The organism is Streptomyces akebiae (assembly GCF_019599145.1).
GTDB classification, from domain to species: Bacteria; Actinomycetota; Actinomycetes; order Streptomycetales; family Streptomycetaceae; genus Streptomyces; species Streptomyces akebiae.
Genome location: NZ_CP080647.1, coordinates 2,561,914 through 2,587,154, shown reverse-complemented (window position 1 = coordinate 2,587,154; position 25,241 = coordinate 2,561,914). Strand labels below are relative to the sequence as shown.

The 25,241-nt window shown below is 70.6% G+C and carries 16 protein-coding genes; 9 read left to right on the top strand and 7 right to left on the bottom strand.

Annotation, left to right across the window (positions count from 1 at the left end; all coding sequences use genetic code 11):
* Nucleotides 1–49: 49 nt before the first annotated feature.
* The 3 genes from meaB to K1J60_RS11125 are packed head-to-tail and all read right to left on the bottom strand — an operon-like array spanning nucleotide 50 to nucleotide 5,042.
* A complete protein-coding gene (gene meaB, locus K1J60_RS11135) occupies nucleotides 50–1,045 on the bottom strand; it encodes a methylmalonyl Co-A mutase-associated GTPase MeaB (protein WP_220646080.1) in 996 nt (331 codons plus the stop codon).
* On the bottom strand, nucleotides 1,042–3,234 hold the full coding sequence (scpA, locus tag K1J60_RS11130; RefSeq protein WP_220646079.1) for a methylmalonyl-CoA mutase: 2,193 nt from the start codon (nucleotides 3,232–3,234) through the stop codon (nucleotides 1,042–1,044). Before scpA ends, meaB begins: the two co-directional genes overlap by 4 nt.
* Nucleotides 3,234–5,042 carry a methylmalonyl-CoA mutase subunit beta gene (locus K1J60_RS11125; protein WP_220646078.1) on the bottom strand — a complete coding sequence of 603 codons (1,809 nt, stop codon included), beginning with the start codon at nucleotides 5,040–5,042 and terminating at the stop codon, nucleotides 3,234–3,236. The genes scpA and K1J60_RS11125 overlap by 1 nt, the downstream gene beginning before the upstream one ends.
* Before the next feature lie 231 nt (nucleotides 5,043–5,273).
* Between K1J60_RS11125 and K1J60_RS11120 the strand changes: the two genes are divergently transcribed.
* From K1J60_RS11120 to K1J60_RS11110, 3 genes are all read left to right on the top strand, one after another.
* Nucleotides 5,274–5,498, top strand: coding sequence for a heavy-metal-associated domain-containing protein (locus K1J60_RS11120; protein WP_220646077.1), 225 nt, complete (start codon nucleotides 5,274–5,276; stop codon nucleotides 5,496–5,498).
* A gap of 350 nt (nucleotides 5,499–5,848) precedes the next feature.
* Nucleotides 5,849–6,298 carry a helix-turn-helix domain-containing protein gene (locus K1J60_RS45745; RefSeq protein ID WP_259407674.1) on the top strand — a complete coding sequence of 150 codons (450 nt, stop codon included), beginning with the start codon at nucleotides 5,849–5,851 and terminating at the stop codon, nucleotides 6,296–6,298.
* A gap of 181 nt (nucleotides 6,299–6,479) precedes the next feature.
* A complete protein-coding gene (locus tag K1J60_RS11110; RefSeq protein WP_220646076.1) occupies nucleotides 6,480–7,619 on the top strand; it encodes an ABC transporter substrate-binding protein in 1,140 nt (379 codons plus the stop codon).
* A gap of 212 nt (nucleotides 7,620–7,831) precedes the next feature.
* Here the strand turns inward: K1J60_RS11110 and K1J60_RS11105 are convergent, their stop codons facing one another.
* On the bottom strand, nucleotides 7,832–11,485 hold the full coding sequence (locus tag K1J60_RS11105; RefSeq protein ID WP_220646075.1) for a LamG-like jellyroll fold domain-containing protein: 3,654 nt from the start codon (nucleotides 11,483–11,485) through the stop codon (nucleotides 7,832–7,834).
* A gap of 505 nt (nucleotides 11,486–11,990) precedes the next feature.
* Here K1J60_RS11105 and K1J60_RS11100 point away from each other — a divergent pair.
* The 5 genes from K1J60_RS11100 (at nucleotide 11,991) to K1J60_RS11080 (ending at nucleotide 18,163) form a co-directional block, all read left to right on the top strand.
* Nucleotides 11,991–13,007, top strand: a complete 1,017-nt coding sequence (locus K1J60_RS11100) for a LacI family DNA-binding transcriptional regulator (RefSeq protein ID WP_220646074.1) — start codon at nucleotides 11,991–11,993, stop codon at nucleotides 13,005–13,007.
* Between the two features lie 240 nt (nucleotides 13,008–13,247).
* Entirely contained in the window at nucleotides 13,248–14,495 is a 1,248-nt protein-coding gene (locus K1J60_RS11095) for a sugar ABC transporter substrate-binding protein (protein WP_220646073.1), read from the top strand.
* Between the two features lie 21 nt (nucleotides 14,496–14,516).
* A complete protein-coding gene (locus tag K1J60_RS11090; RefSeq protein WP_220646072.1) occupies nucleotides 14,517–15,500 on the top strand; it encodes a carbohydrate ABC transporter permease in 984 nt (327 codons plus the stop codon).
* A complete protein-coding gene (locus K1J60_RS11085) occupies nucleotides 15,497–16,321 on the top strand; it encodes a carbohydrate ABC transporter permease (RefSeq protein WP_220646071.1) in 825 nt (274 codons plus the stop codon). Before K1J60_RS11090 ends, K1J60_RS11085 begins: the two co-directional genes overlap by 4 nt.
* Before the next feature lie 99 nt (nucleotides 16,322–16,420).
* Nucleotides 16,421–18,163, top strand: a complete 1,743-nt coding sequence (locus K1J60_RS11080) for an amylo-alpha-1,6-glucosidase (protein WP_220646070.1) — start codon at nucleotides 16,421–16,423, stop codon at nucleotides 18,161–18,163.
* 121 nt (nucleotides 18,164–18,284) lie between these two features.
* Here the strand turns inward: K1J60_RS11080 and K1J60_RS11075 are convergent, their stop codons facing one another.
* Nucleotides 18,285–19,991, bottom strand: a complete 1,707-nt coding sequence (locus K1J60_RS11075) for a TIGR04141 family sporadically distributed protein (protein WP_220646069.1) — start codon at nucleotides 19,989–19,991, stop codon at nucleotides 18,285–18,287.
* A gap of 155 nt (nucleotides 19,992–20,146) precedes the next feature.
* Here K1J60_RS11075 and K1J60_RS11070 point away from each other — a divergent pair, with 155 nt between their 5' ends.
* Nucleotides 20,147–21,802 (top strand): N-6 DNA methylase, encoded by a 1,656-nt coding sequence (locus K1J60_RS11070; RefSeq protein WP_220646068.1) that lies wholly within the window; start codon nucleotides 20,147–20,149, stop codon nucleotides 21,800–21,802.
* A 20-nt stretch (nucleotides 21,803–21,822) separates the two neighbouring features.
* Here K1J60_RS11070 and K1J60_RS11065 read toward each other — a convergent pair whose 3' ends face one another.
* A complete protein-coding gene (locus tag K1J60_RS11065; protein ID WP_220646067.1) occupies nucleotides 21,823–23,967 on the bottom strand; it encodes a DEAD/DEAH box helicase in 2,145 nt (714 codons plus the stop codon).
* Nucleotides 23,967–25,235, bottom strand: coding sequence for an McrC family protein (locus K1J60_RS11060; RefSeq protein WP_220646066.1), 1,269 nt, complete (start codon nucleotides 25,233–25,235; stop codon nucleotides 23,967–23,969). Before K1J60_RS11060 ends, K1J60_RS11065 begins: the two co-directional genes overlap by 1 nt.
* Nucleotides 25,236–25,241 lie beyond the last annotated feature (6 nt).

Here is a 25,241-nt window from a genome sequence, read left to right as displayed (position 1 = left end):
GACGTGATCCACCGTCAGTCGAATCGCACTCCGCCACCACTCGGGGCGCTCAGCCGGGTGAACCGGGGGGCCGGTCCCCGAATGCCTCCAGGATGCGTTCGGCGGCCAACGTCGCCGTCAACTCGCCGTCCCTGACCCGCTGTTCGAGGCCGGGCGCGAGGGAGCGTACGCCGGGGTGGGTGCGCAGCCGGCCGAGGAGCTCGTCGCGGACCATCGACCAGGTCCAGTCGATCTGCTGGTCCCGGCGCTTGGCGGTGAGGCGGCCGGTGGAGTCCAGGAGCGTGCGGTGCTGCTCCAGGCGCTCCCAGACGGTGTCCAGGCCGGTCGACTCGCGGGCGCTGCAGCTCAGCACCGGCGGCGTCCAGACCGCGTCCTTCCCGTGCATCAACCGCAGGGCGCCCGCCAGCTCCCGTGCCGCCGTGCGGGCGTCCCGCTCGTGAGGGCCGTCCGCCTTGTTGACGGCGAGCACGTCGGCCAGTTCCAGGACGCCCTTCTTGATGCCCTGGAGCTGGTCGCCGGTGCGGGCGAGCGTGAGGAGCAGGAAGGAGTCGACCATGTTCGCGACCGCCGTCTCGGACTGGCCGACCCCCACCGTCTCCACCAGCACCACGTCGTAGCCGGCCGCCTCCATCACCACCATCGACTCGCGGGTCGCCCTGGCCACCCCGCCGAGCGTCCCGGCCGTCGGCGAGGGCCGGACGAAGGCCGCCGGGTCGACGGCCAGCCGCTCCATCCGGGTCTTGTCGCCGAGGATCGAGCCGCCCGTACGGCTCGACGACGGGTCCACCGCCAGCACCGCCACCCGGTGTCCGAGCGAGGTCAGCATCGTGCCGAACGCGTCGATGAACGTGGACTTGCCGACGCCCGGCACCCCGCTGACCCCGATCCGCCGGGCCCGGCCGCTGTGCGGCAGCAGCGCGGTCAGCAGTTCCTGGGCCAGGGCGCGGTGCTGGGGCCGGGTGGACTCGACGAGGGTGATGGCGCGGGCGACGATCGCCCGCTTCCCGTCGAGCACACCCTCGGCGTAGGCGTCGACATCGATCACAGGTCGTGCCCGAGGTCGTCCGACAACCGCTTCACCAGGTCGTGGGCCGCGTCCGGGATCACCGTCCCGGGCGGGAAGACGGCCGCCGCTCCCATCGACAGGAGCGTGGGCACGTCCTGGGGCGGGATCACCCCGCCGACCACGATCATGATGTCCTCCCGCCCCTCCTCGGCCAGCTGCTCCTTGAGCGCCGGTACGAGGGTGAGGTGCCCCGCGGCCAGCGACGACACCCCGACGATGTGGACGTCCGCCTCGACAGCCTGACGGGCCACCTCGGCCGGGGTCTGGAACAACGGGCCGACGTCCACGTCGAAGCCGAGGTCGGCGAAGGCGGTCGCGATCACCTTCTGGCCCCGGTCGTGGCCGTCCTGGCCCATCTTGGCGACCAGGATGCGCGGTCGGCGGCCCTCGGCCTCGGCGAAGGACTCCACGAGACTCCGGGTGCGCTCCACGTTCGGGGACTCCCCGGCTTCGTTGCGGTACACGCCGGAGATCGTACGGATCTGGCTCGCGTGCCTGCCGTACACCTTCTCCAGGGCGTCGGAGATCTCGCCGACCGTGGCCTTGGCGCGGGCCGCGCGCACGGCCAGCTCCAGCAGGTTGCCCTCGCCGCCGGCCGCCCGGGTGAGCGCGTCCAGCGCGTCCTGGCAGGCGGTCTCGTCGCGCTCCGCGCGCAACCGCCGCAGCTTCTCGATCTGCTGGGACCGGACGGAGGAGTTGTCGACCTTGAGGACGTCGATCTGCTCGTCGCTGTCGACCCGGTACTTGTTGACGCCGATGACCGGCTGCCGTCCGGAGTCGATCCGCGCCTGGGTGCGGGCCGCGGCCTCCTCGATGCGCAGCTTGGGGATGCCCGCGTCGATGGCCTTGGCCATGCCGCCCGCCTGCTCGACCTCCTGGATGTGCTGCCAGGCCCGGCGGGCGAGGTCGTACGTCAGCTTCTCCACGTAGGCGCTGCCGCCCCACGGGTCGATCACGCGGGTGGTGCCGGACTCCTGCTGGATGAGGAGCTGGGTGTTGCGGGCGATGCGCGCGGAGAAGTCGGTCGGCAGGGCCAGGGCCTCGTCCAGCGCGTTGGTGTGCAGCGACTGGGTGTGGCCCTGCGTGGCCGCCATCGCCTCCACACAGGTACGGGTGACGTTGTTGAAGACGTCCTGCGCGGTCAGAGACCAGCCCGAGGTCTGCGAATGGGTGCGCAGCGACAGCGACTTGCTGTTCTTCGGGTCGAACTGCCTGACCAGCTTGGCCCACAGCAGACGGGCCGCGCGCAGCTTGGCGACCTCCATGAAGAAGTTCATGCCGATCGCCCAGAAGAACGACAGCCGGGGCGCGAACGCGTCCACGTCCAGGCCGGCCTCCCGGCCCGCCCGGATGTACTCGACGCCGTCCGCAAGCGTGTACGCCAGCTCCAGGTCGGCCGTCGCGCCCGCTTCCTGGATGTGGTAGCCGGAGATCGAGATGGAGTTGTAGCGGGGCATCTTCTGCGAGGTGAAGGCGAAGATGTCGGAGATGATCCGCATCGACGGCTTCGGCGGATAGATGTAGGTGTTGCGGACCATGAACTCCTTGAGGATGTCGTTCTGGATGGTCCCGGCCAGCTTCTCGGGCGGTACGCCCTGCTCCTCGGCCGCCACGATGTAGAGCGCGAGCACGGGCAGCACCGCGCCGTTCATCGTCATCGACACGGTCATCCGGTCGAGCGGGATGCCGTCGAAAAGCTGGCGCATGTCGAGGATCGAGTCGATCGCCACGCCCGCCATGCCGACGTCACCGGTCACCCGCGGGTGGTCGCTGTCGTAGCCCCGGTGGGTGGGCAGGTCGAAGGCGACCGACAGGCCCTTCTGACCGGCCGCCAGGTTGCGGCGGTAGAAGGCGTTCGACTCCTCGGCCGTGGAGAAGCCCGCGTACTGGCGGATCGTCCAGGGCTGGTTGACGTACATCGTCGGGTACGGGCCGCGCAGATACGGTGCCATGCCCGGGTAGGTGTCCAGGAAGTCCAGGCCCTCCAGGTCCCGCCCCGTGTAGAGCGGCTTGACCGGGATGCCCTCCGGGGTCTCCCACAGCGGCTCGTCACCGCCGGCCGTCTTCTCAACCGCCGTACGCCACTCGTCGGCGCCGCCGTCGACGGACGGGGAACCCAGCTCGATCCCGGTGAAGTCGGGGACGGAGGGGCCGGAAGGGGCGGACATCAGGACACTCCCATGCGGTCGAGGGTGGCGGACAGGACGGCCACGGCGTCACAGCCCGCGAAGACGTACGCGTCGACATCGGCGTACTGCCCGGGGCGGCCGGCGAGGAACACGTGCGTGGCGCCGGTGGCCTTCAGCCCGGCGGCCTCGGTCGCGGCGCGCTCCTCGTACAGGGCGTCGCTGGAGCACAGGCAGACCTCGGTGGCGCCGCTCTCCTCGAACGTGCCCTCCGTGACGGGCTCGATGCCGCCCGCCTGGAAGAGGTTGGCGGCGAAGGTGAGCCGGGCGGTGTGGGCGGCGGCCGGACCGAGGGCGGCCAGGTAGATCCGGGGGCGGGAGCCCGTCGCGGCGAGGTGGGTGTCCGACCGGGCCCGCAGTGCCTCGTACGCCTCGTCGCGCGTGACGCGGGGGAGACCGCCGGAGAGCGGCTCGGGAGCGGGCCCGCGGACGACCGGCTTCTCGGCCAGGTGCGGGAACTCGCTGACACCGGTGACCGGTTCGCGCCGCCTGGCGAGCTTGTCGCCGCGCGCCGCCCAGGTGGCGGCGAGGTCCCCGCCCAGCTCTCCCGAGCGCAACGCGGCCGCCTGGCCGCCGAGTCGCTCGATCCGCTGGAAGAACTCCCAGCCCGCGTGGGCGAGTTCGTCGGTGAGCCGTTCCACGTACCAGGAGCCGCCCGCCGGATCGATCACCCGGGCGAGGTGGGACTCCTCGATCAGGATCGTCGAGGTGTTGCGGGCGATGCGCCGCGCGAACGCGTCCGGCAGGCCCAGCCTGTGGTCGAAGGGCAGTACGGTGACGGAGTCGGCGCCGCCCGCGCCGGCGGCCAGCGTGGCGATGGTCGTGCGCAGCATGTTCACCCACGGGTCGCGGCGCGTCATCATCACCGTCGAGGTCACCGCGTGCTGGGTCTGCGCCCCGGCGGCGGGCACCCCGCACACCTCGGCCACCCGGGCCCAGAGGCGGCGCGCGGCGCGCAGCTTGGCGATCGTCAGGAACTGGTCGGCAGTGGCCGCGTAGCGGAACTCCAGCTGCCCACAGGCCTGTTCGACGCTCAGCCCGCCCCCGGTCAGCTCCCGCAGGTACGCGACACCGGTCGCGAGCGAGGCGCCCAGCTCCTGCGCCGCCGAGCCACCGGCCTCGTGGTACGGCAGGGCGTCCACGGTCAGGGCGCGCAGCCCCGGGTACTCCTCGGCGCACCGGCGGGCGAGGTCGACCACGGGTGCGACGTCGTAGGTCTGTCCGGTGCGGGCCTCGTGGCCGAGGGGATCCGCGCCCAGGTTGCCGCGCGCCGCCGCCCCGGTGACACCCCGCTCGGTGTACAGCCGCAGCAACTCCCTTGCGGCGCCTTCCACTTCGGCACCCGCGTCCAGGACGACGGGCGCGAGGTCGAGGTGGACGCCGTCGAGGACCCGGCCGAGCGACTCCACCGGGAAGCCGCCCCCGCCGAGCACCAGCCACAGGGAGGTGACGCCGTTCTCCAGATCCGACAGCACCGCCTCGCCGTCCGCCGCCGTGTGCCGCTGGCGTACGTCCCAGCCGCCGACGGAGGTGCCGGCGGCCCGTCCTCCTCGTACGAAGGGCGCGAAGCCGGGGTGGCCGGAGGGCGGCGCGGTGTCGTGCGCGGTGTAGAGAGGACGGGTGCGCAGCCCGTCCTCCAGCGCGGTGGACAGGGCTTCCTCGGCCTGAGCGCCCTCGACGTCCTTGCCCGACTTGCGCAGCACGCCCGCAACGAGGCGCTGCCACTGCTCGTGGGTTGCGTCAGGGAACTCGGCGGCCAGCTCAAGCCCGTCGTCAGGCAGGACCGTCATGCTCGGATGCTAGGCCAGAGGTACAAAGGAGCAGCAGGGGGCACGGCTGTGACCTTGCCCTCTCCTGGCGGCCACTGAACGATATCGAGCGACATCGAGCGACATGTAGCGTCGTCGAGCGGCGCCGAACGACACCTGAACACGGCGGAGGCGTGCGCCGTACCTCGTGCCGAGCGGCCCGTGCGCCCCCACGGCACAGTCACCGGGCCGACCGAGGACAGGAGCGACCCCATGGCCGAGAAGTACTTCACCGTGTCCGGCATGAGCTGTGGCCACTGCGCCGCGAGTGTCACCGAGGAGGTCGTCGCGGTGCCCGGCGTCACCGAGGTCGATGTCGACGTACGGGCCGGCCTGGTGACCGTGCGCGGGGAGAAGGTCGACGACGCGGCGGTGCGCACCGCGATCGTCGAGGCGGGCTACGAGGTCGCGGAGGTCGTACGGCGGGCAGCGGCCTGAACGCTCGGCGGCTCGTGGTGCGCAAGGGAAGGCCGCCCGCCGGGACTTCACCGACGACCTCCTGCACGGCCGCGGCGACCAGGGCCAACTCGCCGCCCACTCCGAACGGTCCGGCCCGCGCCTGTCCCGCGCCTGCGCGGTCGCCGTGGCCGGGGGCCCGGAAAAGTACGACGCGACCGACCCCGTGCTCCGGGAGGTGGCGGCCGACCTGTTCGCCGGACGACGTCCTCACCCACCTCGCCAGGCGCTCCTGAGCCGCCATCGGCCGCGTCCAGGTCGCCATCGGCCGCTCCCGGCCCGGCACCGTCGGTATCGGCCACAGCTACGAGGAGGCCCTCAACGTCCTGGACGTGGACCAGCGCATGGGCCTCGACGAACCGCTGCCGCGCGCCTTGGACCTGCTGGTCTTTCCCGTACTGGCCCGGGACCGGGAGGCCCTCGTCGACCTGGTGAGCAGCGCACTGTGCCTGCTGGAGCAGGCGCGCGGCGGGGCCCGCCCTCTGCTCGACACGCTCACGGCGTGCTTCGACGCGGGTCGCGTGGCCGCCTCGACCGCCCGGCGGCTCTCCCTGGGCGTGCGCGCCCGCACCTGCCGGCCGACCCGCGGCCGCACCCTCACCGGCGTCGACCCGACCGACCCCGTCGACCGCTGCACGCTCCAGACCGCGGTCATCGGCGCCCGCCTCCCCGACTGGCGGACCGGACCCCTGAGTTCCACCGAGACGGCGCCCCGGGCGCGCCCGTTCCGCTGGGCGGTGGCCGTGCGTCCCCTTCGCCGGAATCGCCAGGCGCGCACATGAGAACCACCTGTCACTCGGCTGTCATGTGGTTATCGCGTGGCTGTCGCATGGCTTTCGTCGACAGATTTATCTGACGAAGCAGATACTGTTTCGTCAGATGTACCGGCCGCTCAGGCAGCCCCGTGCCCCTCGGGCCCCGCGTTCATCGAGCCCCCACCCCCACAGAGAAAGGGCACCCCCCGTGACCAGCCTTCCCAGCCGACGACGTCTCCTGGTGACCGGAGCGGGCACCGCGCTCGGTCTCGGCGCGCTCGGCGCCACCGCGTCGTCGGCCTCGGCCGCCCCCGCCGAATCGACGCGCGGCTCCGTGGCCGAGGACACCAGGACCCTCGACGAGCTGTACCGGGACGCGATCGCAGAAGGCGGCAAGCTCGTCGTCTACGCGGGCGGCGACCTCGCCGACTCGGGCAGCGGCGCCAACGCCCGGGCCGCCTTCCGCCAGCGGTTCCCCGAGATCGACCTCCAGCTGATCGTCGACTACAGCAAGTACCACGACGTCCGCGTGGACAACCAGTTCGCCACCGACACCCTGGTCCCCGACGTCGTACAGCTGCAGACCCTGCACGACTTCACCCGCTGGAAGCGCGAGGGACGACTGCTGCGCTACAAGCCCGCCGGGTTCGGCAAGCTGTACAAGAAGTTCCGGGACCCCGACGGCGCCTGGGTCGCCGGCGCGGTCATCGCCTTCAGCTACGTCTACGACGTGGTGGCGGCCGGAGCGAACGCGCCGAGGACCCCGCTGGATCTGGTCGACCCGCGCTGGAAGAACGCGATCGCCTCGTCCTACCCGCACGACGACGACGCGGTGCTCTACCTCTACGCCCTCTACGCGCAGACCTACGGCTGGGACTGGGTGGCCGCACTCGCCGCCCAGCAGCCGCAGTTCGCCCGGGGCTCGTTCTCGCCCAGCACCGCGATCAACAACAAGCGGGCGGTCGTGGGGGTCGGTACGGGTAGCAGCCCGACCAGCACCGGCCCGATCCGCATGGGGTTGTCCGAGGGGCATCCGTTCATGGCGTGGGGCCAGCGCATCGCGATCCTCAAGCAGGCCGCCAACCCGACCGCGGCCAAGCTCTTCCTGAGCTGGCAGATCTCGACCGAGCGTCAGAGCTCGGGCGGTTGGTCGGTACGCACGGACGTCGCCCCGCCCGCCGGTCTGAAGCCGATCTGGGAGTACCCCGAGGCCAACGTGGACGGTTTCCCCCGCTTCATGGAGGACCGCGCAGCTGTCGAGCGGTGGAAGCAGACGTTCGCCCTCTACTTCGGCGAGGTCAAGGGCGACCCGACGCCCGGCTGGCCCGGCCTGCACCCCGGCCGCTGAACCCCTCCTCTCCTCCGGCCGCGGTCGGCGCCTCCGCCAGCCTTCATGCCGACCAGGGTGGCGAAGCGCCCGGGTCCGTCGCTCCGACGGACCCGGGCGCCTGCTCGCGGCATCGCTGACGGGGTGCGCGCACTGTGCCGGGCGGCGGGTGGGAGGCGACGCTCCACTACCCGGTCCTCGTGCGGGTCATCTCACCGCCGGCGCCGCTCGGCTCATCGCACCTCCTTCGCGTACGGCGCGACCGTGATCCGGTCGATCAGCGGGGCGTAGCGGGAGCGGAGCAGCACACCGGGGAAGGTGTCCGAGGCGTAGGTGGTGCCGTCGAAATTGGGGAGTTCCTCGGAGCGGAAGGTGAGCGTGTTCTGACCCTTCTTCAGCTGGACGGGGACGGTCAGCTCCCAGAAGTTGTTCTGGTGGAAGGTGTGCGGGAAGGTGACCCGCCGCGTCTGACCACCGTTGACGGCGAGGTCGGCGTGGCGGGCGAGCGGGTCCGGGTTGTAGTGGGTGGCCGGCGACTGCTCGGGGTTGGAGTAGCGGATGCGCAGCGCGTGAGTGCCCGCCCGGTCCGCGGTGACGGTGAACGTGGCGGTGTTGCCGTTGCCGGGGTCGCCGCCGATTCCGGTGATCGCGGTGCCGCCCGTGGCCAGGGAGAGGGGGCTGAGAGCGGCCGAGCCGGCGAGTTCGGCGTCCTTGGCCTCGTACGTACGCGTCGGGAGCGCGCCCTCGGTGGCGGTGACCGTGAGACGGTCGACGAGAGTGGTGGACGAACTCCCGGTCACCGTCACCTTGTTGACGCCCCCGGAGAGGGAGACCGCGACGCTGTTGCCGCCCTTGTCCAGCCGCAGGACGTCCTGGCCGTTGACGGCGACCCGGGCGCCCGACCCCTTCAGGGTGTCGACCCGGAGGGTGGCCTCGCGGTCGGCGGGGGAGTACACCCAGAACGTGGCGGTCCCCTTCTTCGGGAGCCGGGCCGCGCCCGATCCGGTGGCCGCCCGCTTCGGCGGGTCGTAGACGGGACGTGCCCCGCCGCCCAGCCAGGCGAGTTCGCCCTCGTACACCTGGGTGCGGGCGGAGGCGTCGGGCAGGGTGAGGACGAGGCGGTCGACGATGGCGTCGCCCTTGGTGGCGCGCTCGCCGTCGGCGCTCCTCGCGGCGAGCGTCAGGGTGTGCTTGCCCTTGGTGAGACGGACCGTGGTGTCGGTGTGGTCCCACACCACCCACTTGTATCCCAGCGGGAGATGCAGCTCCTGCTCGTCGTCCGACCCGCCGTCGACGCGGAGGAAGACATGGGTGGGACCCTGGTCCTTGACCTTGTCGAAGGTGTTGAGGGAGTTGGCGAAGACGCTCAGGTCGTAGGTGCCGTCCTCGGGCACGTCCACGGTGAAGTCGAGCGTCATGTCCGAACCGGTGCGCAGGCCGCCGACGTTGTAGCCGCCCGAGGTGTAGAACTTCGACACGTCGCGCGGGGAGCCCTCGGGGCCGTTCTTCGAGTAGCCGGACCCGGTGTGGGCGGCGTCCTCCGCCTCGTACGAGTGCTGCCAGCGCACGGGCGCGTCCTGGGTGGCCCTGGCCTTCCCGACGGGGCTGAGCACGATCTCGTACGCCGAGGACTCCTTCAGGGACGGCAGGGTGCCGTCGCCGAAGTCGACGGAGACCGTGCCGTCGTCGGCGACCTCCAGGTCCGTCTCCGTGAGCAGCTTCGGGCCGGAGCTGTCGCCGAGCTGCCCGCTCCACTCGATCTCGCGGACCCAGGCGTGGACAGCGCTGCCGAAGATCTTCTTCGGGACGCCGGCGAAGGTGATGTGTCCCTTGCCGGTGGAACCGCCGAAGATCAGCCGGGCCTGCTTCTTCCTCTCGTCGAGCGTGCCGACGCCCTGCATGGTGTAGTTCTCGCCGGGGAACGGCGGGTCCACCTTCACCGTGTGCCCGCTCATCGAGGCGTACGCGTTGAGCAGCCACCACTGGCCGTTGCCGCGGCCCGACTGCACGGCGGAGTCGGAGAGGTTGCCGTCGATGTTCCAGTACGCGATGTCGGCGTCCACCTTGGACTCCTCGATCGCGGACACCCACTGGATCATCTGGCCGGGGACCGAGGTGTGGTAGTTGAAGGCGTACTCGTTGATGTTGATGGGCAGTTCGGTGCCCTCGCGCGAGGTGCCCTCGAACAGGTCCTTCTCCCATCCCCGGTACTTGGCGACGCTGTCGCGCACCGCCTCCGGGTGGCTCAGCTCGTGCCAGGTGACGACCTCGGGGAGGGTGCCTTCGGCCAGGGCGTGCGCCATGAAGCCCTTCACCTGGTCGTACAGGACGCTGGTGTTGGGGCCCGCGATCCGGGCGTCCGGCATCTTCTTCTTGATCAGCCTGTACGCGGAGTCCCAGGCGGCGAAGAAGGCGTCGGGGTCGTCGAGCCAGCTGACCTTGTCGTAGCTCCACTCGCCGGTGCCGAACATGTTGCCTTCGGGCTCGTTGAACGGCACGAAGACGATGTTGTCCTGGTACTCCTCGGGCAGTCGGAGAACCTGGTCGACCTGGTGGGCGATCTTCTCCTCGTAGAGGCCGACCTTCTCGGCGGGGGTGTCGCCCGGCCACTGGTACGGGAAGCCGCGGTGGATGTCGGTCATGTAGATGTACACATCGCCGTCGGTGGAGTCCGCCAGCGGCTTCACCACCTCCAGCGCGTCGGCGCCCGGGTGCTGCGGGCCGTCCTGCGCCTTGGTGGAGACCGTGCGCAGCCCCATGCCCTCGATGAGGTTGTTGGTGGGCACGTCCGGCCCGTACACGCCGTAGAGGGTGCCGGAGGCGCCGCCGTGGAACGCGCCGGTGTCCGAGGCGAGGTCGACGGTGAGCTGACCCTCCCGCACCACGGCCACGGTCGCCCTCACCTCCCGTCCGGCCGCGAGTCCGGCCACCGTGAACGTACCGGGCCGGGCGTACTTCTCCTCGGGCACGGCGTCCCAGACGATCGGTGTGTCACGGTCGTAGTCGTCGGAGTAGGAGGAGCGGACCGACGCGGGCAGGGACGGAGCGGTGCCGGTGGTGGTGCGCACCTCGAAGGACGTCCGTGACAGGGCCCGGAGTGCGGGGACGTCGCCGACCACCTGCGCCACCTGCTCGGCGCTCAGCGCCGAGTGCCACACCGTGAAGTCGTCGATCACGCCCTTGAGCAGCGGGTCCGGCCAGAAGGACTTGCCGATGTAACCGGCCGCGGTGGCCGAGGCGTCCAGCAGCTCCTTGGCCTTGATACCGGTCTTCGCGGAGGAGACGGCCACACCGTCGAGGTAGGTGGTGACCCGTCCGGCGGCGGTGTCGAGGGTGACCGTGACCGTCCGCCAGGCATCGGCGGGGAGCGCCGCGTACCCGGAGACCTGGGACTCCGCGCCCCCGCCGCCGGTGGTCACGGCGGTGCGCAGCACGCCGCCGTTGTTGGAGGGGGTGGTGAAGAGGTACTTCGTGGTGTCGGTGCCCAGGTCGAAGATCCGCTGCCAGGACGAGTTGTCGCCGCCCCATTTCAGGCGTGCCGACACCGTCAGGTCGGTCGCGTCGCCGACCACGCCCCGGGGCAGGCGCACGTACGCGCCGTCGGAGGTGGGCGCTCCGCCGGGCAGGGCGAGCGCCTTGCCGCCGCCCGTGCCCTCGACGGACCGCGCGGTGGAGCCGTTGACCAGGCTCGCCGTCAGACCGTTGCCGGAGACATCCGTGATCCTCCCGGACGTGAGGTCGTCCTCGTCGAAGGTGTAGCGGGCCGTGGGCTCGGGCGCGTCGGCCGCCTGGGCGGGGACGGCCGGCGCTACCAGCACGCCCGCGCCGAGGGCCAGTGCCACGGCGGCCGGGGCCCGGCGCCGGGCAGATCTGTCAGCGGATGACATGGAGTGCTTCCTCGATCCTTTGAGTGACGGGGTCCGGTCGGCCCGCCTCGGCCCGGCCCGGCTGTTCGTGCGCGCGCCGGGGCGGTGAGGCGGGTTCGAGGGGCGGGCGATGCGGAATCGGTTCGATCGGCCACGCTCCGCGGCGGGGCTGCCGGCCCGACTGGCCGTGACGGCGCTCCGCACACCAGGAGTTGTGCGGAGCGGGGCCCCGGCCGCCGGAGGATCACTTCGTCGAACCGGTTCGCAGGAAGTTAGCACCGGAGAAATCGCGCAGCAATACCTTCGACACGGGCAAGGCTGCGGCGGCGCAGGGGACGTCCGGATTGCCGCGCTGTGATGCGAAGTGCCGTGCGAGGTGTTGACAGCCGCCCGGCCTGTTCCTACCTTCACTTCACGCGAACCGGTTCGACAACCGGGGAGCGCGCCCTCCTCGGCCCACCCATCCACGCGGTTCGCGAGCTCCGCTACCGTGGAGCGCCGAACCGGTTCGAGCAAGGAGCCCTCCGTGAACATCGGTGAGATCGCCCGGCGAGCCGGTGTCTCGCGGAGCACCGTGTCCTACGCGCTGAGCGGCAAACGCCCCGTGTCGGACGACACCCGCCGGAAGATCCAGCAGGTCATCGACCAGCTGGGCTACCGGCCCAACGCCAGCGCCCGGGCCCTGGCCAACGGGCGGACCAGCACGATCGGCCTGGTCTTCCCACCGGCCGGCAACCACTACACGGGCATGCAACTGGACTTCATCGGCAGCGTGGTGGAGGCCGCCGCGGCCCACGACTACGACGTGCTGCTGTCGCCCAGCGGCGTCGACAGCGACCGTTCCTTCCAGCGGCTGCTGGGGGAGCGGCGGGTCGACGGCGCGATCCTCATGGAGATCAGGCTGGAGGACGACCGGGTCGATCACCTGGCCGACCTGGACTTCCCCTCCGTCGCCATCGGCCGCACCGCACGGCCGGAGGGCGGCTGGTGGGTGGGCCTGGACCACACCGCGCTGGCGGAGGCGTGCGTCCATCACCTCGCGGACCTCGGCCATCGCAGGGTCGCCTTCGTCAACCGCCCCGAACAGCTCCTGCGGGCCGGGTACGAGTCCGCGCACCGCGGGCTGGACGGGTTCACCAAGGCCGCGGCCGAGCGTGGACTGACCGTGCGGTCGTACACCTGCGGGGACGACGCCCGCTCCGGGCAGGCGTGCCTGGAGCGGATCCTGCGCGACGACCCGGCGACCACGGGCCTGGTCACGCTGAACGAGGCGGCGCTGGGCGGCTTGTACCGGGGGCTCGCCCAGGCCGGCCGCCATGTGCCGCGCGACTTCTCCGTCACCGGGGTGGTCGCCGGCCGGTGGGCGGAGACGGTGACCCCGCAGCTCACCGCGGCGGACGTACCGGCGGAGGAGATGGGCCGTCTCGCCGTCGACCTCCTCGTCGAGCGGCTGGACGACCCCGAGGCGTCACCCCGTAACCACCTGCTCGTACCGCCGATCTCCCTGCGGGCCAGCACCGGCCCCGCCCTCGGCCTCACCTGAACCCGACCCGACCTCCCGCCCGCCACCGGCCCTGACCTCCCGCCCGCCGCAGGCCCCGACTTCCCGCCACGCCGGCCTCCTGACCTGCCGAAGGCCTGCACCTCCTGACCGGCCCAGGGCGTCAACCTCCTGACGTACCGAAGGCCCCACCGGCCCCACCGCCGCCGTTCGGCGTACCCCGGTTCCCCCGTCATCCCTCCCTCTCACGGCACACCCATGCCAGAAACTAAGGAACCCGCCATGCACAGCACCTCCAGACAGCGCCGTCTGACCGCCGCGGCGCTGACGGCCCTGGCCGTGGCCGTCAGCGCCACCGCCTGCTCCTCCGGCTCGGGCAGCACCGGCGCCAAGGACGCGGACAGCGGCACGTACACCGTCTGGGACCCGTACCCGCAGTTCGCAAAGGGCTCGGCGTGGACGAAGCTGCTGGACAAGTGCGGCACCGACGCGGGCGTGAAGATCAAGCGGACCGGCTTCGACACCAGCGACCTGCCCAACAAGACCCTGCTGGCGGCACAGCAGGGCAACTCCCCGGACGTCCTCATCGTCGACAACCCGGTGGTCTCGACCCTGGCCGAGGCGGGCGTGCTCACCACGACCGACGACAACAAGCTCGACACCTCGGCGGTGGACCCCAACCTGCTCGCGGCCGGCCAGTCCGGCGGCAAGACCTACGGCATGCCGATCGGCGCCAACACCCTCGCCCTCTACTACAACAAGGAGGTGCTGAAGAAGGCGGGCGTCGACATCGCCTCGGTCAAGGACTGGAAGTCGCTGACGGCGGCGCTGGCGAAGGTCAAGAAGGCCGGCAAGAAGGGGATCACCTTCTCGGCGATCGGCACGGAGGAGGGCAGCTTCCAGTTCCTGCCCTGGTTCTGGGGCTCGGGCGCACAGCTCACCGCACTCGACTCCGCCGAGGCCGCCTCCGCGCTGTCCCTCTGGAAGGGCTGGCTCGACAAGGGCTACGCCCCCAACTCGGTCATCAACAACACCCAGACCACCAGCTGGCAGGAGTTCGCCACCGGTGACTACGCGTTCAGCGAGAACGGCACCTGGCAGCTCGCAGGCGCCGACAAGGCAGGCTTCGACTACGGCGTGATACCCGTCCCGGCCGCCACGGGCGGCAACGCGGCGGCCCCGACCGGTGGCGAGTTCGTGACCGTCCCGGTCCAGAAGGACGCCGCCCGCTACGCCACCTCGCAGAAGCTGGTCACCTGCCTCACCAGCACCGACAACCTCTACGACACCGACACCACCCTGTCCTACGTCGCTCCCACCACCGAAGTCCAGGACAAGCAGGTCGCGGCGAACGCCGACCTGAAGCCGTGGGTCGAGGCGGTCAAGGCGGCCAAGGGCCGTACCAGTGACGACCTGGGCACCAAGTACCCCAAGATCTCCGAGCAGATGTGGAAGGCCGTCCAGTCCGCCCTCAGCGGCGCCGAGTCGCCGAAGGACGCGCTGGCCAAGGCCCAGTCGGCCGTCAAGTAACCAAGGATTCGCGGGCCGACGATGAACGACACGAAACAGCTCTCGGACCGCCGGTCCGCGCACGACCTGAGCGGGGCGGCCACCGCCGCCCCGCCACGGGCCCGCGCGCGAGAGAGGCGCCGTCCGACCTCCTCGCAGTGGGCCGCCTGGGCCTTCCTCGCCCCGGTCACCCTCTACCTCGCCCTCTTCTACGCCTATCCCCTCTACCGCAACCTCGACCTGAGCCTGCGCGACTACACCGTCCGCTCCTTCGTCGAGGGCGACGCGCCCTTCACCGGCCTGGCGAACTACCAGAAGGTCTTCGACGACCCGACCTTCGCGTCCGCCCTGCTGCACACCGTCGTCTTCACCACCGTGTGCCTGGTCCTCCAGTACGCCATCGGCCTGGCCCTCGCGGTCTTCTTCAACCAGCACTTCCGGCTCTCCACCACCCTGCGGGCCCTGTTCCTGGTGCCCTGGCTGCTGCCGCTGATCGTGTCGGCCTCCACCTGGTCGTGGATGCTCAACAGCGACTCCGGCATCGTCAACACCGCCCTGCACGCCGTCGGTATCGGCCCGGTGAACTGGCTGACCTCACCGGACTGGTCACTGCCCTCGGTGATCATCGCGAACATCTGGATCGGCGTCCCGTTCAACCTGGTGGTGCTCTACAGCGGTCTGCAGTCCGTCCCCGGATCGCTGTACGAGGCCGCGGCCCTTGACGGGGCGAACGCCTGGCAGCGCTTCTGGCGCATCACCTTCCCCCTGCTGCGCCCGGTCTCCGCGATCACCCTGCTGCTGGGCCTCGTCTACACCCTCAAGGTCTTCGACATCATCTGGATCATGACCAAGGGCGGCCCGGCGGACTCGTCCACCACCTTCGCCACCTGGTCCTACCAACTCGGCTTCGGCAACCTTCTGCCCGCCTTCGGCCCCGGCGCGGCCGTCGGCAACCTGCTCGTGGTCGCCGCCCTGGTGTTCGGCCTGGTGTACGTCCGGGTCCAGCGGAAGCAGGCACTGTCATGAACCGAAGCGCCGCACGCTCCTGGTGGAAGACGGCCGTCGGCCTGCTGCTGACCGGGGTCATGCTGTTCCCGGTCTACTGGATGGTCAACGTGTCCTTCACCCGCGACCAGGACATGCGCAAGAGCCCACCCGACCTGTTCCCGACCCACGGCACCCTGGCCGGCTACCGCACCGTGCTCGACGAGCAACTGCCCTACCTCGGCACCAGCCTTGTCGTCGCCCTCGGCACCGTCGTACTGACCGTGGCCCTGGCCGCGCCCGCCGGCTACGCCCTGGCCAAGCTGCGCCCACGCGGCGGCGGTCTGCTGAGCTTCGTCCTGCTGGCCGCCCAGATGATCCCCGGCATCATCATGGCGATGGGCTTCTACGCCATCTACCTCCAGCTCGGCCTGCTCCAGTCCGTCCCCGGCCTGATCGTCGCCGACTCCACCCTGGCCGTCCCCTTCGCGGTGCTCATCTTCACCGCGTTCATGTCCGGCATCCCCGGCGAACTGCTCCAGGCCGCGCAGATGGACGGAGCACGGGCACTGCGCACCTTCTGGTCGATCGTCCTGCCGATGAGCCGCAACGCCGTCGTCACGGTCTCGCTGTTCGCGTTCCTGTGGTCCTGGTCGGACTTCGTCTTCGCCAACACCCTGGTCAACGGCGGCGCCCACGAACCGATCACCCTCGGCATCTACCACTACATCGGCAACAACAACCAGGAGTGGAACGCCATCATGGCCACCGCCGTCGTGGCGTCACTGCCCGCCGCGGTCATCCTCGTCCTCGCCCAGCGCTATGTGGCGGCCGGTGTCACCACCGGCGCCGTCAAGGACTGAGCCACCGTCAAGGACTGAGCCCCCCGACCCGCCATGACGACCGGCGCCCTCCCGCGCCGGCCGGTCGGCACCCCCTGCTCCAGAAACGAGTCACGCCACATGACCGCCGCCCGATCCGGCCCGGCCTTCTCCGTCCACGACATCCCGTTCAGCGCGTACGGATCCTGGTTCGACATCTCCCCCGTGGTGGCGGAGAAGACCTACGCCGAGGACCTCCACCTCGTCTCGCACCAGAACGGCATGCACGGCGTCCTGCGCCTGGTCCCCGTGGACCCGGCGACGGGCGAGCGGGCCGAGACCCGCGTCGAGGCGGTACCGGGCCTGCTCACCTGGACCGACGGGAAGGGACGGGTCGAACTCGCCTACGAGACACCGGACACCGTACGCCTGCGGGGCAGCGGCCCGGACTTCGCCGTCCTCGCCGCCGCGCGGACCCTGACCCCGTTCAGCGGCACGTACTTCTTCCACGACCCGGCGGCGAACGCGCACGTCTTCACCTCGTACGAGACCGGCCGCCGCTACCGCGTCACCCTGCTGTCCGGCGTCCTCGCCGACACGGTCGGGGCACAGGCCCTGGGCGGCGCCGACCGAGGTGTCACCGTGTCCGCGCGGGGGGACGGCGACTGGGAGATCGCGATCGAGGAGTTCGACACCGCCCGCCCCCCGTACGTGTCCTCGGCGCCCTTCGACGCCGTCGTGGCCGCCGCGCGCACCGCCTTCGCGGACTTCGTCGACGCCGTGGCTCCCTGGCGTTCGGATGACACCCCGGCCGCGGAACTCGCCGCCTACGTCGTCTGGTCGGCGACCGTGGCGGCGAAGGGCCTGGTCACCCGGCCGGGCGTGCTGATGTCCAAGCACTGGATGGACAAGGTCTGGAGCTGGGACCACTGCTTCAACGCCCTTGCCCTCGCGCCCGGTCGGCCCGAGCTGGCCCGGGACCAATTCCACCTGCCTTTCGACCACCAGGACGAGAGCGGCGCCCTGCCGGACTCGGTCACCCACTCCGAGGTCCTCCACAACTTTGTCAAGCCACCCATCCACGGCTGGGCCTTCGGCCGGCTGCGCCGCACCCTGCCGACACCTCCGGACCGCACCGAACTGACCCTGACGTACGAGCGCCTGGAGCGCTGGACCGGCTTCTGGCTCACCGCCCGGCGCGTCCCCGGTGCCGATCTGCCCCACTACCAGCACGGCAACGACAGCGGCTGGGACAACGCCACCACCTTCGACCCCGAGCGGGTCGTCGTCACCGCCGATCTCGCGGCCTTCCTCGTCCTCCAGCTCCATGAACTCACCTTTCTGGCAAAGGAGTTGGGAATGGAAAACGAGGCCGCACGGTGGAGGCGCACGGCCGCGGAGATCCAGGCCGCGCTGTTGGACCAGCTGTGGAACGGGGACAGGTTCGTCGCCCGCTCGGCCGTCACCGGGGACACCTGGAGCAGCGCCGGCCTCCTCGACCTGATGCCCATCGCGCTGGGCGAGCATCTACCCGCCGAGGTCGCCGGCGCGCTCGCCGACCACATCAAGGCCCACCTGACCCCGTACGGTCTCGCCACCGAACTGCCCACCTCACCGCACTACCTCGCCGACGGGTACTGGCGCGGCCCGATCTGGGCCCCTGCCACCGTCCTCGTCGAGGACGGCCTGCGCCGCGCCGGCCACGAACGCCTCGCGGACGACGTCAGCGCCCGCTTCCGCGCCCTGTGCGAGACCCACGGGTTCGCCGAGAACTTCGACGCCCTCACCGGCACCGGCCTGCGCGACCGCGCCTACACCTGGACCGCGAGCAGCTACCTCCTGCTCGCTCGGGAACACCACCTGCGCGGCACCGACGAGGACTGAGCCGACCGGCGACGGCTCAGGAGAGCCGACGCGCCGCCCCGCCCCGTCCGGCCGGGGTGGGGCGACACCCGCACATGATGTGAACGGTCGCTCTGGCGTGCGGAGGGGTGGTTTGTAGGACTCAGCCAGGGACTGCCGTACGCATTCCCGCGTCGTGCAAAGGTGGAGAAAGTGGGTCAGTATCGACTTGCGGGATGCCGACGACCTCGACAGTCACTCCGCGTGCTGCCAGGGCCTTCGAGGTCTGGGCGATGGTGATCTGGGAGAACCCGAAGACGGAATCCGGGGTCAGGTTCTCGCGCTTCTTGAGGAGCATCGCAAGGACGATCCGCTTGGGCGTGTAGTCATTCGGAAGCAGGCGTGCGCCGCCACTCAGCCCGGCCACCTTCGCGGTGAAGTCCGCGCGGACCTGGGCGGACTCCTGGAGCAGTTCCACCGCCACCCTGGCCTGGCTGAACAGGTGACTCAGCGGACCGGAACCGCCTGCGCGCTTGACGAGGATCAGGGTGCCGTCAGGCGTGAGCAGATCGCAGATCTCGACCTGGTCCCTGGGCCGGAGAGGATTGGCGACGTTCTTGGTGTCGAGGCAGAGCCAGTCGGGCCGGTCGGCAGCCACCCTGTTGTTGTAGGTGTTCTCCGACTCACCGTCCGCCCAGGAGGGAAGGGAGACGGAGGGTGAAGGTGAGAACAGCGCCCGTACGGCGGCCTGGCACTCTTCGACATAGGCGGCCCCTGCCTCGTACCACTCGCCGTCCATCAGGAAGAACCGTCTGGGGCCGAGCGAGACGCCGGTCTCCAGCCACGTCAGCGCGCTGGTGACGGCGAGAGTGTCGGCGGCCCTCACTCGGCGGTCCCTGGCAAGGGTCACGGTTCCCTCGCGCAGCGCCTTGAGGCGTTGCCCAGGCTGTGCGAGGCGGGCCCGGGTGAGTACGTACCCGAGGTCGAAGTCGTCGGAGCGCAGGGCACCGTTGCTGCTGTTGATCTGCGTCATGTACGTGGTGGCCTCCGCGTAAGCCATGTGATGTTCGGAGGGGACACAGACGGAGATGCTTCCGTCGGCGGGTCGGCCGAGACGGTCGTCCAGGGCCTCGTCGAGCGCGTCGAGGGTCGTCGGAGCGCTGACCGGGACGATGTGGTCGACGAACTCCAGTTCCTGGTTCGGGATGTCCTCGCGGCAGATTCTGGTGATGGTCCGCAGGTCGGAGAGCAGGGCCTCGGGCTCGACTCCGAGGGCGATCCGCAGTCCGCACCCGCCCTGGGCACTCACGGCCTTTCCGCGCGAGTAGCGCGACCGGGTGAGCGGCAGGTCGTCGAGGTATCCGCCCAGGCTGCGCACGATGCGCGAGTGGTCACGGATGCCCAGCAGCGGGACCGGGGCGCCGCCCGGAACCAAGGAGATGTCGGTGCGTGCCTGCCCGAGAGACCTCGACACGGCTCCGCGGATCAGGCTCGGGTCCATCTGCCGGATGGCGAACGAGAGGCCGAAGCGCCTGTCCTTGAGGTGGTCGGGGATCAGCCGGTACCCCTGGTCACAGCCGATGGCGTACACCGTGTCGTCGACGGCGAGCAGAAGCACGGCGGCGGTGCGCCGGACACTCTCGCTGACCGTGATGCCGGTGCTGCGCGACATGGGTTCGCACCAAGGGGCCTCGGTGTGCTCCATTCCGCAGGTGATGTACACGGCCGGGACCCCGAGCGCCTCCGGTAAATGCGGATCGGCACCGAGTCTGTCCAGAAGTTCGAGGTCGAGGGCGTACAGCATGGCTTCCGTGGTGGGGGTGACGCCGGACAGTCGGTAAACGGTGCGTACTGCGGTGTTCGATGCCAAGGGGTGCCTCCGTGGACAACTGTGACCGGGACACGCTCTGCGGCGTGCGGGTTCAGGGGCGAATCAAGTACACGGATGAGAGTGGCATCGGCATGTGTACATTGTCAACGTAGTCGACTCTGGAAAGAAGGTGCCGGTCCGTGTACGCTGAGGCTATGACGGACAATGCCGCTCCATCGGTCGGCCCACTGGTCACCGGCGCCGAGATCGCCCGGCTGGCCGGAGTCACTCGGGCCGCTGTCTCCAACTGGCGTCGGCGCTACGACGACTTCCCCGCGCCGGCGGGAGGTGGCGCGAACAGTCCGCTCTACGCACTCGCGGAGGTCCAGGAATGGCTGGACCGGCAACGCAAGGGCCAGGAGGTGTCACCCGAGGTCGAGTTGTGGCAGGCCATGAGGGCCGCCTACGGGGAGCAGATGGTCGCGGGCCTGGCGCAGGTCGCCGCGGCGCTGGCCGACCGAACCGGACCGGAGCTGCCGGACGACGTCGCCGCCCGGGTACGCGAGCTCGCCCGAACCGGATCGCCCGTCGACCTTGTGAACGGACTGACCGAACGGTTCATGGACTCCGCTCGGCGCGCGGGGTCCGACCAGGTGACTTCCGAGCGTGTGGTGCGTGCCGTGTGCCACTTCGCTCCCGAGCTGCCGTCCGATGCCACGGTCTTCGATCCGGCCTGTGGAATCGGGGTGCTGCTCCTGTCCGTCGCTTCCGAGGCCGGGATTCTCTGCCGCGGCCAGGAGCTGGATACCGACAGTGCCCGCTTCGCGCAGCTCCGCGCCGACCTGCTGGGCCGATCGGGCGTGCGCATCGTGGCCGGCGATTCCCTGCGCGCGGATGAATGGCAGGACCTCAAGGCGGATCTGGTCGTCTGCGACCCTCCGGCCGGCGTGACCGAGTGGGGGCGGGAGGAACTGCTGCTCGACGCCCGCTGGGACCTCGGCACCCCGTCCAAGGCCGAAGGTGAGCTCGCGTGGCTTCAGCACGCTTACGCCCACACCGTGGCCGGCGGCCAGGTCCTCATGGTCATGCCGGCTTCGGTCGCCTACCGCAAGGCAGGTCGCCGCATCCGATCGGAACTCGTGCGCCGGGGCATCGTGCGCCAAGTGGTCGCCCTGCCGCCAGGTACGGCGACCTCGCACGCCCTGCCTGTCCATCTGTGGTGTCTGCAGCGTCCCGAGAGTCCGGGAGGGGCGGACACGCAGCACACGGTGCGCATGGTCGACCTGACGGACAACAGCCCCGACGGGGACCTGGAACCACGCCCCGACCAGGTTGCCGACGTACCGCTGATCGAACTCCTCGACGACACCGTCGACCTGACACCCGGGAGCCATCTTCGTTCCCGGCATCGCGACTACCCCGGTGAGTACGCTGCTTTGCGCAAGGAACTGGAGGACCAGATCCGTCGACTCGCCGCCCTTCTGCCCGAGCTGGCGACGGGCGGCGGGCCGGGGTCACTGGACGGAGCCACCACCAGCGTCGCGGATCTCGCCCGCGCCGGGCTCGTGGCGTACGACGGTCCGGAGCCGGTCTCGGCGAGCGAGCAGCTCGACACGGACTATCTGCAGGGCTTCCTGCGCAGCTCCGCCAACGTCCGCAGATCCACGAGCGCGAGCGGGACCTACCGCTTTGACGGCAGGGGCTCACGCATCCCCCGTATGGGCATCGACGAGCAGCGTCGGTACGGCTCTGCCTTCCGGGCCCTGTCCGCGTTCGAGGAGGGAATGCGCAAGGTCGACGAGCTGAGTCGGCAGCTCGCCGAGGTCGCCCGTGACGGTCTCGCAACGGGCGCCCTGACGCCGGAGGAATGAGGACCGAGCCGGGCTGCCGATCAGACGACGGGCGGAAGGAAGGGACTCGCGGTCCCGCTCCACGTGACACTCAGGGTTTCGCGAGCACGCGTGCAGGCGACGAAGAGCAGACAGCGCTCACGGAGCAGGTCGGCATTGTGCTGGAGCGGGTCCGCCTCACGCGGAGTGATCTCACGGGCGAACGGGACGGTGCCCTCGGCGACACCTAGCACGGACACCGCCCGGAACTCCAGCCCCTTCATCGCGTGCATGGTCGCCAGCCGCACCCCCTCGGATCCCTGAGTGACCTGCGTGACCTGCCCTTTGACCCGTAGTACCGGGATGCCCGCGGCCTTCAGTTTCTCCTCCGCCGTGTCCAGGGCGAGGTTGAAGCGTGCGCACACCCCGATCTCGTGCGGTGCGAGGCCCTCGGCGAGCAGGGTTCGGACCCGCTCCACCAGCGCTTCGGTCTCCTCCTGCCGGGTGGCGTAGCCCCGCACCCGAGGGCGGCTGCCGTGGAGCAGGGAGCGGTAGCCGGCCAGCGAGTCCGTTCCCTCGCCCTCCAGCGCGTCGACGGTGACGGATGCGAGGAGCCGGGCCGACCAGGCGAGGATCTCCTCCGTGGAGCGGTAGTTGACGCGCAACCGGAAGCTGCGGCCGACCGTGGCGATGCCCAACGAGCCCAGCGACACCCGGGAGTCGTAGATCCGCTGATGCGGGTCGCCGGTGACGAACAGGTCGTCGGGGCCGGGGGAGACGGCGGCGCGCAGCACCCGCCACTGCGCGGGATGCAGGTCCTGTGCCTCGTCGACGACGACATGGGCGTACGGAGTCGGCGCGTCGGCCAGGAGCTCGGCCGCGCGGGAGCAGATGCGCAGGTGTGTGGTCTCGCCGCGGTCGCGCAGCAACTGTTCGAACCGTTCCACGCCGCTCCACACCTCCCGCCGGCGCGCGGGACCGAGACCGGTACCGCGGCCACGGCGGCTGGCGCCGAGGTAGGCGTCGAGGTCGCGGAGGTTCTGGCCGAGCACGACGTGCCGGTACTCCTGGGCCAGGAACTGGGCGGTGAACGGCAGGTCGAGTTGCCTGACCGCCTTCTCCCACAACTGCCGCTGTTCCCGGTCCCCGATCGGTTTGGGCACGGCCGCCGAGTGCGCGCGCACGACGCCGTTCGCACAGGCGTCGACCGTCGTCACATCGACCCGCGCCAGCAGCTTCTCGTCCTCGTCGAGGAGCAGGCCGAGCATCTCGCGCAGTCCGGCGGCGAGCGCGTTCGTGTACGTGGTGAGCAGGATGCGGCCGTCCTCGGAGCGGTCGAGCAGATGCCTGACCCGGTGCAGGGCAGCCACGGTCTTGCCCGTGCCGGGTCCCCCGGTGACCTGGACGGGACCGCCGTACGAGGTGCGGTAGGCGACGCGCCGCTGGGAGGGGTGGAGGAAGACGCGCCAGGCAGCGAACGGTTTCGCCAGCATCTCCTCCAACTCCCGTGGCCCGGTGACCAGTCGGATGCGGGCGGACGTGTTGGTGATCACCGTGGCCAGGTCCTCGACCGGTTCGGCGGGCGCGTCGGCGGGGCGACGTACCGCCACGACATCCCGGTAGACCTCTTCCGGGCTGAAGCCCTCGGCGAGGTACTGGAGCACCTCCAGCTGGTCCTCCGGCAGCAGAGTGGAGAAAGCCTCCAGTTGAGCCTTGTCCACCAGTGAACGCGCGGCGCGCAGTACCTGGTCGTCGATACCGAGTTCGCGCAGTGTGCCGTCGGAGACGTCCGCGAACAGCAGCCGGGGAGCCGTGCGTGCGGCCGTCTCGTACAGCGGTGTCAGCTCGTCCAGGGCGACGGCGTTGCGCACCTCCAGGGCCCGTGTCGCGGAGTTCGCGCTGTACAGACGCTTCGCCGCCCAGGTATAGGCATCGTCGTGCGGCAGGACATTGACGAGGAGGAACATGTCGCTGCCGTCGTCCGGGGCGAGAACGACCCCGCGCCAGAAGTCGGTGATGCGAATGGTGCGCATCCGCGGGTCACGGGCGTTCTGGACGGACTCCAGGTGCAGTCCCTTGTCCGCGTTGAGTTCGGCGGCGCTCATGGCCTGGAATTTCGCCATGGCCTTGCGCACTCCGGCCCGGACCGGCTTCTCCAAGGTGTCGTAGCCGTCCCAGAAGCTCTGGGCGAAGGCGAGCCGGGGCATCAGGTCCCTTCCTTTCTTCCGGACGCCAGTTGTCCGGCGATCTCCCGGAAAGCTGTGAGGAGTTGTTCCGGTTCGCGAGAGATGTCGAGGCTGTGCTGGTGGATCCGCACTCCCCGTCCGTCCGGTCCCGCCGCCGTTCCCCGCACCTCGTGGAAGCGCACGGGCTGTCGTCCGGCCGCGTACACCAGGTGCGCCTCGCGCAGACCGAGCACGGTGGCGTACGCGAGCGCCTGGTAAAGGTCGGCGTTGAGGAGTCCGTCTGCCTTCTCGACCTTGTACTTGGCATCGACGACGGCGAGCGGGGTACGGCCGTCGCCGGTGCGGACGACCAGGTCGGGACGCATGCCCACGAGACCCGCGATGTCGAGGTGATGGGGGTCCTGGAGGCGTGCGGTCAGGCCGTGCTCCCTGAGCGCCTCGCGCAGGGCGACGGTCACGAAGTCCTCGAAGAGCTTGTTCATGTCGAGCAGGAAGCCGTCCATGGCGAGCGGCTCGGCCCCGGCCGGCCGGTGCTCCGGAGAGGTTCCGTGCAGGACTGCTTCGGCGAGCCGCAGCGCGGGATGGTAGCGGGAGTTGAGGCGTGAGGGCTGCCAACGCGGCAGTTCCTGCCCTCGTATCAACGGCAGCGCGTCGGCCAGACGTACGCGCTGATGGGCGAGGCGCCGCCGGACGGGACCGGGAACGTCCGGCAGCCGCAGCAACCGCTCGGCGGCGGCGCGCAGGATCCGGTTCTCGGCCGTGTCGGCGGTGTACGCGTCGTAGGCGATCTCCACGGGCGGCGTACGGCCGAAGTGTCGCCGGATTTGCTCGGCCTCTCGCAGTCTGCCGCGCACGACCAGCGCGGACTCCTCCACTTCCCGGTAGCCCTGGAGGACCCCCCGCCGCAGTGCCCCGTCCATCTGCCGCTCCACGGCGTGGGCGAGTGCGGGGACGACGTCGGCGTACGCGCCGGTGTCGATGGTGCCTTCCCGGCTGTCACGCCAGGCGCGGGCGGGGTCGAGGCTGAAGCCGAGGAGGAAGAACAGCCGGCTCACCGAGGTCTTGGGCATGATCCGTACGACCGGACCTTCAGGCATGCGCACGGCGCCGACCCGGCTGCCCGCCCGCAGCAGCCAGTGCCCGTTCCGGCGCGGATCAGGGGTCGCGCTCTGGAGGATGCCGGAGGCAGCGAGGGCCTGTCCGGCTTCGGCGCCCAGGGGGACGGAGACGGCGGGCCCGTACTCGCGCAGCGACACCTCGGCCGCGGGCACGGCCGCGGACCCGGTCATGGACCC

Excerpts from the sequence above, each read along its gene's own strand:
- scpA (WP_220646079.1), bottom strand. The coding sequence starts at position 3,234 with ATGTCCGCCCCTTCCGGCCCCTCCGTCCCCGACTTCACCGGGATCGAG.
- K1J60_RS11125 (WP_220646078.1), bottom strand. The coding sequence starts at position 5,042 with ATGACGGTCCTGCCTGACGACGGGCTTGAGCTGGCCGCCGAGTTCCCT.
- K1J60_RS11120 (WP_220646077.1), top strand. The coding sequence starts at position 5,274 with ATGGCCGAGAAGTACTTCACCGTGTCCGGCATGAGCTGTGGCCACTGC.
- K1J60_RS11105 (WP_220646075.1), bottom strand. The coding sequence starts at position 11,485 with ATGTCATCCGCTGACAGATCTGCCCGGCGCCGGGCCCCGGCCGCCGTG.
- K1J60_RS11095 (WP_220646073.1), top strand. The coding sequence starts at position 13,248 with ATGCACAGCACCTCCAGACAGCGCCGTCTGACCGCCGCGGCGCTGACG.
- K1J60_RS11090 (WP_220646072.1), top strand. The coding sequence starts at position 14,517 with ATGAACGACACGAAACAGCTCTCGGACCGCCGGTCCGCGCACGACCTG.
- K1J60_RS11085 (WP_220646071.1), top strand. The coding sequence starts at position 15,497 with ATGAACCGAAGCGCCGCACGCTCCTGGTGGAAGACGGCCGTCGGCCTG.
- K1J60_RS11080 (WP_220646070.1), top strand. The coding sequence starts at position 16,421 with ATGACCGCCGCCCGATCCGGCCCGGCCTTCTCCGTCCACGACATCCCG.
- K1J60_RS11070 (WP_220646068.1), top strand. The coding sequence starts at position 20,147 with ATGACGGACAATGCCGCTCCATCGGTCGGCCCACTGGTCACCGGCGCC.
- K1J60_RS11065 (WP_220646067.1), bottom strand. The coding sequence starts at position 23,967 with ATGCCCCGGCTCGCCTTCGCCCAGAGCTTCTGGGACGGCTACGACACC.
- K1J60_RS11060 (WP_220646066.1), bottom strand. The coding sequence starts at position 25,235 with ATGACCGGGTCCGCGGCCGTGCCCGCGGCCGAGGTGTCGCTGCGCGAG.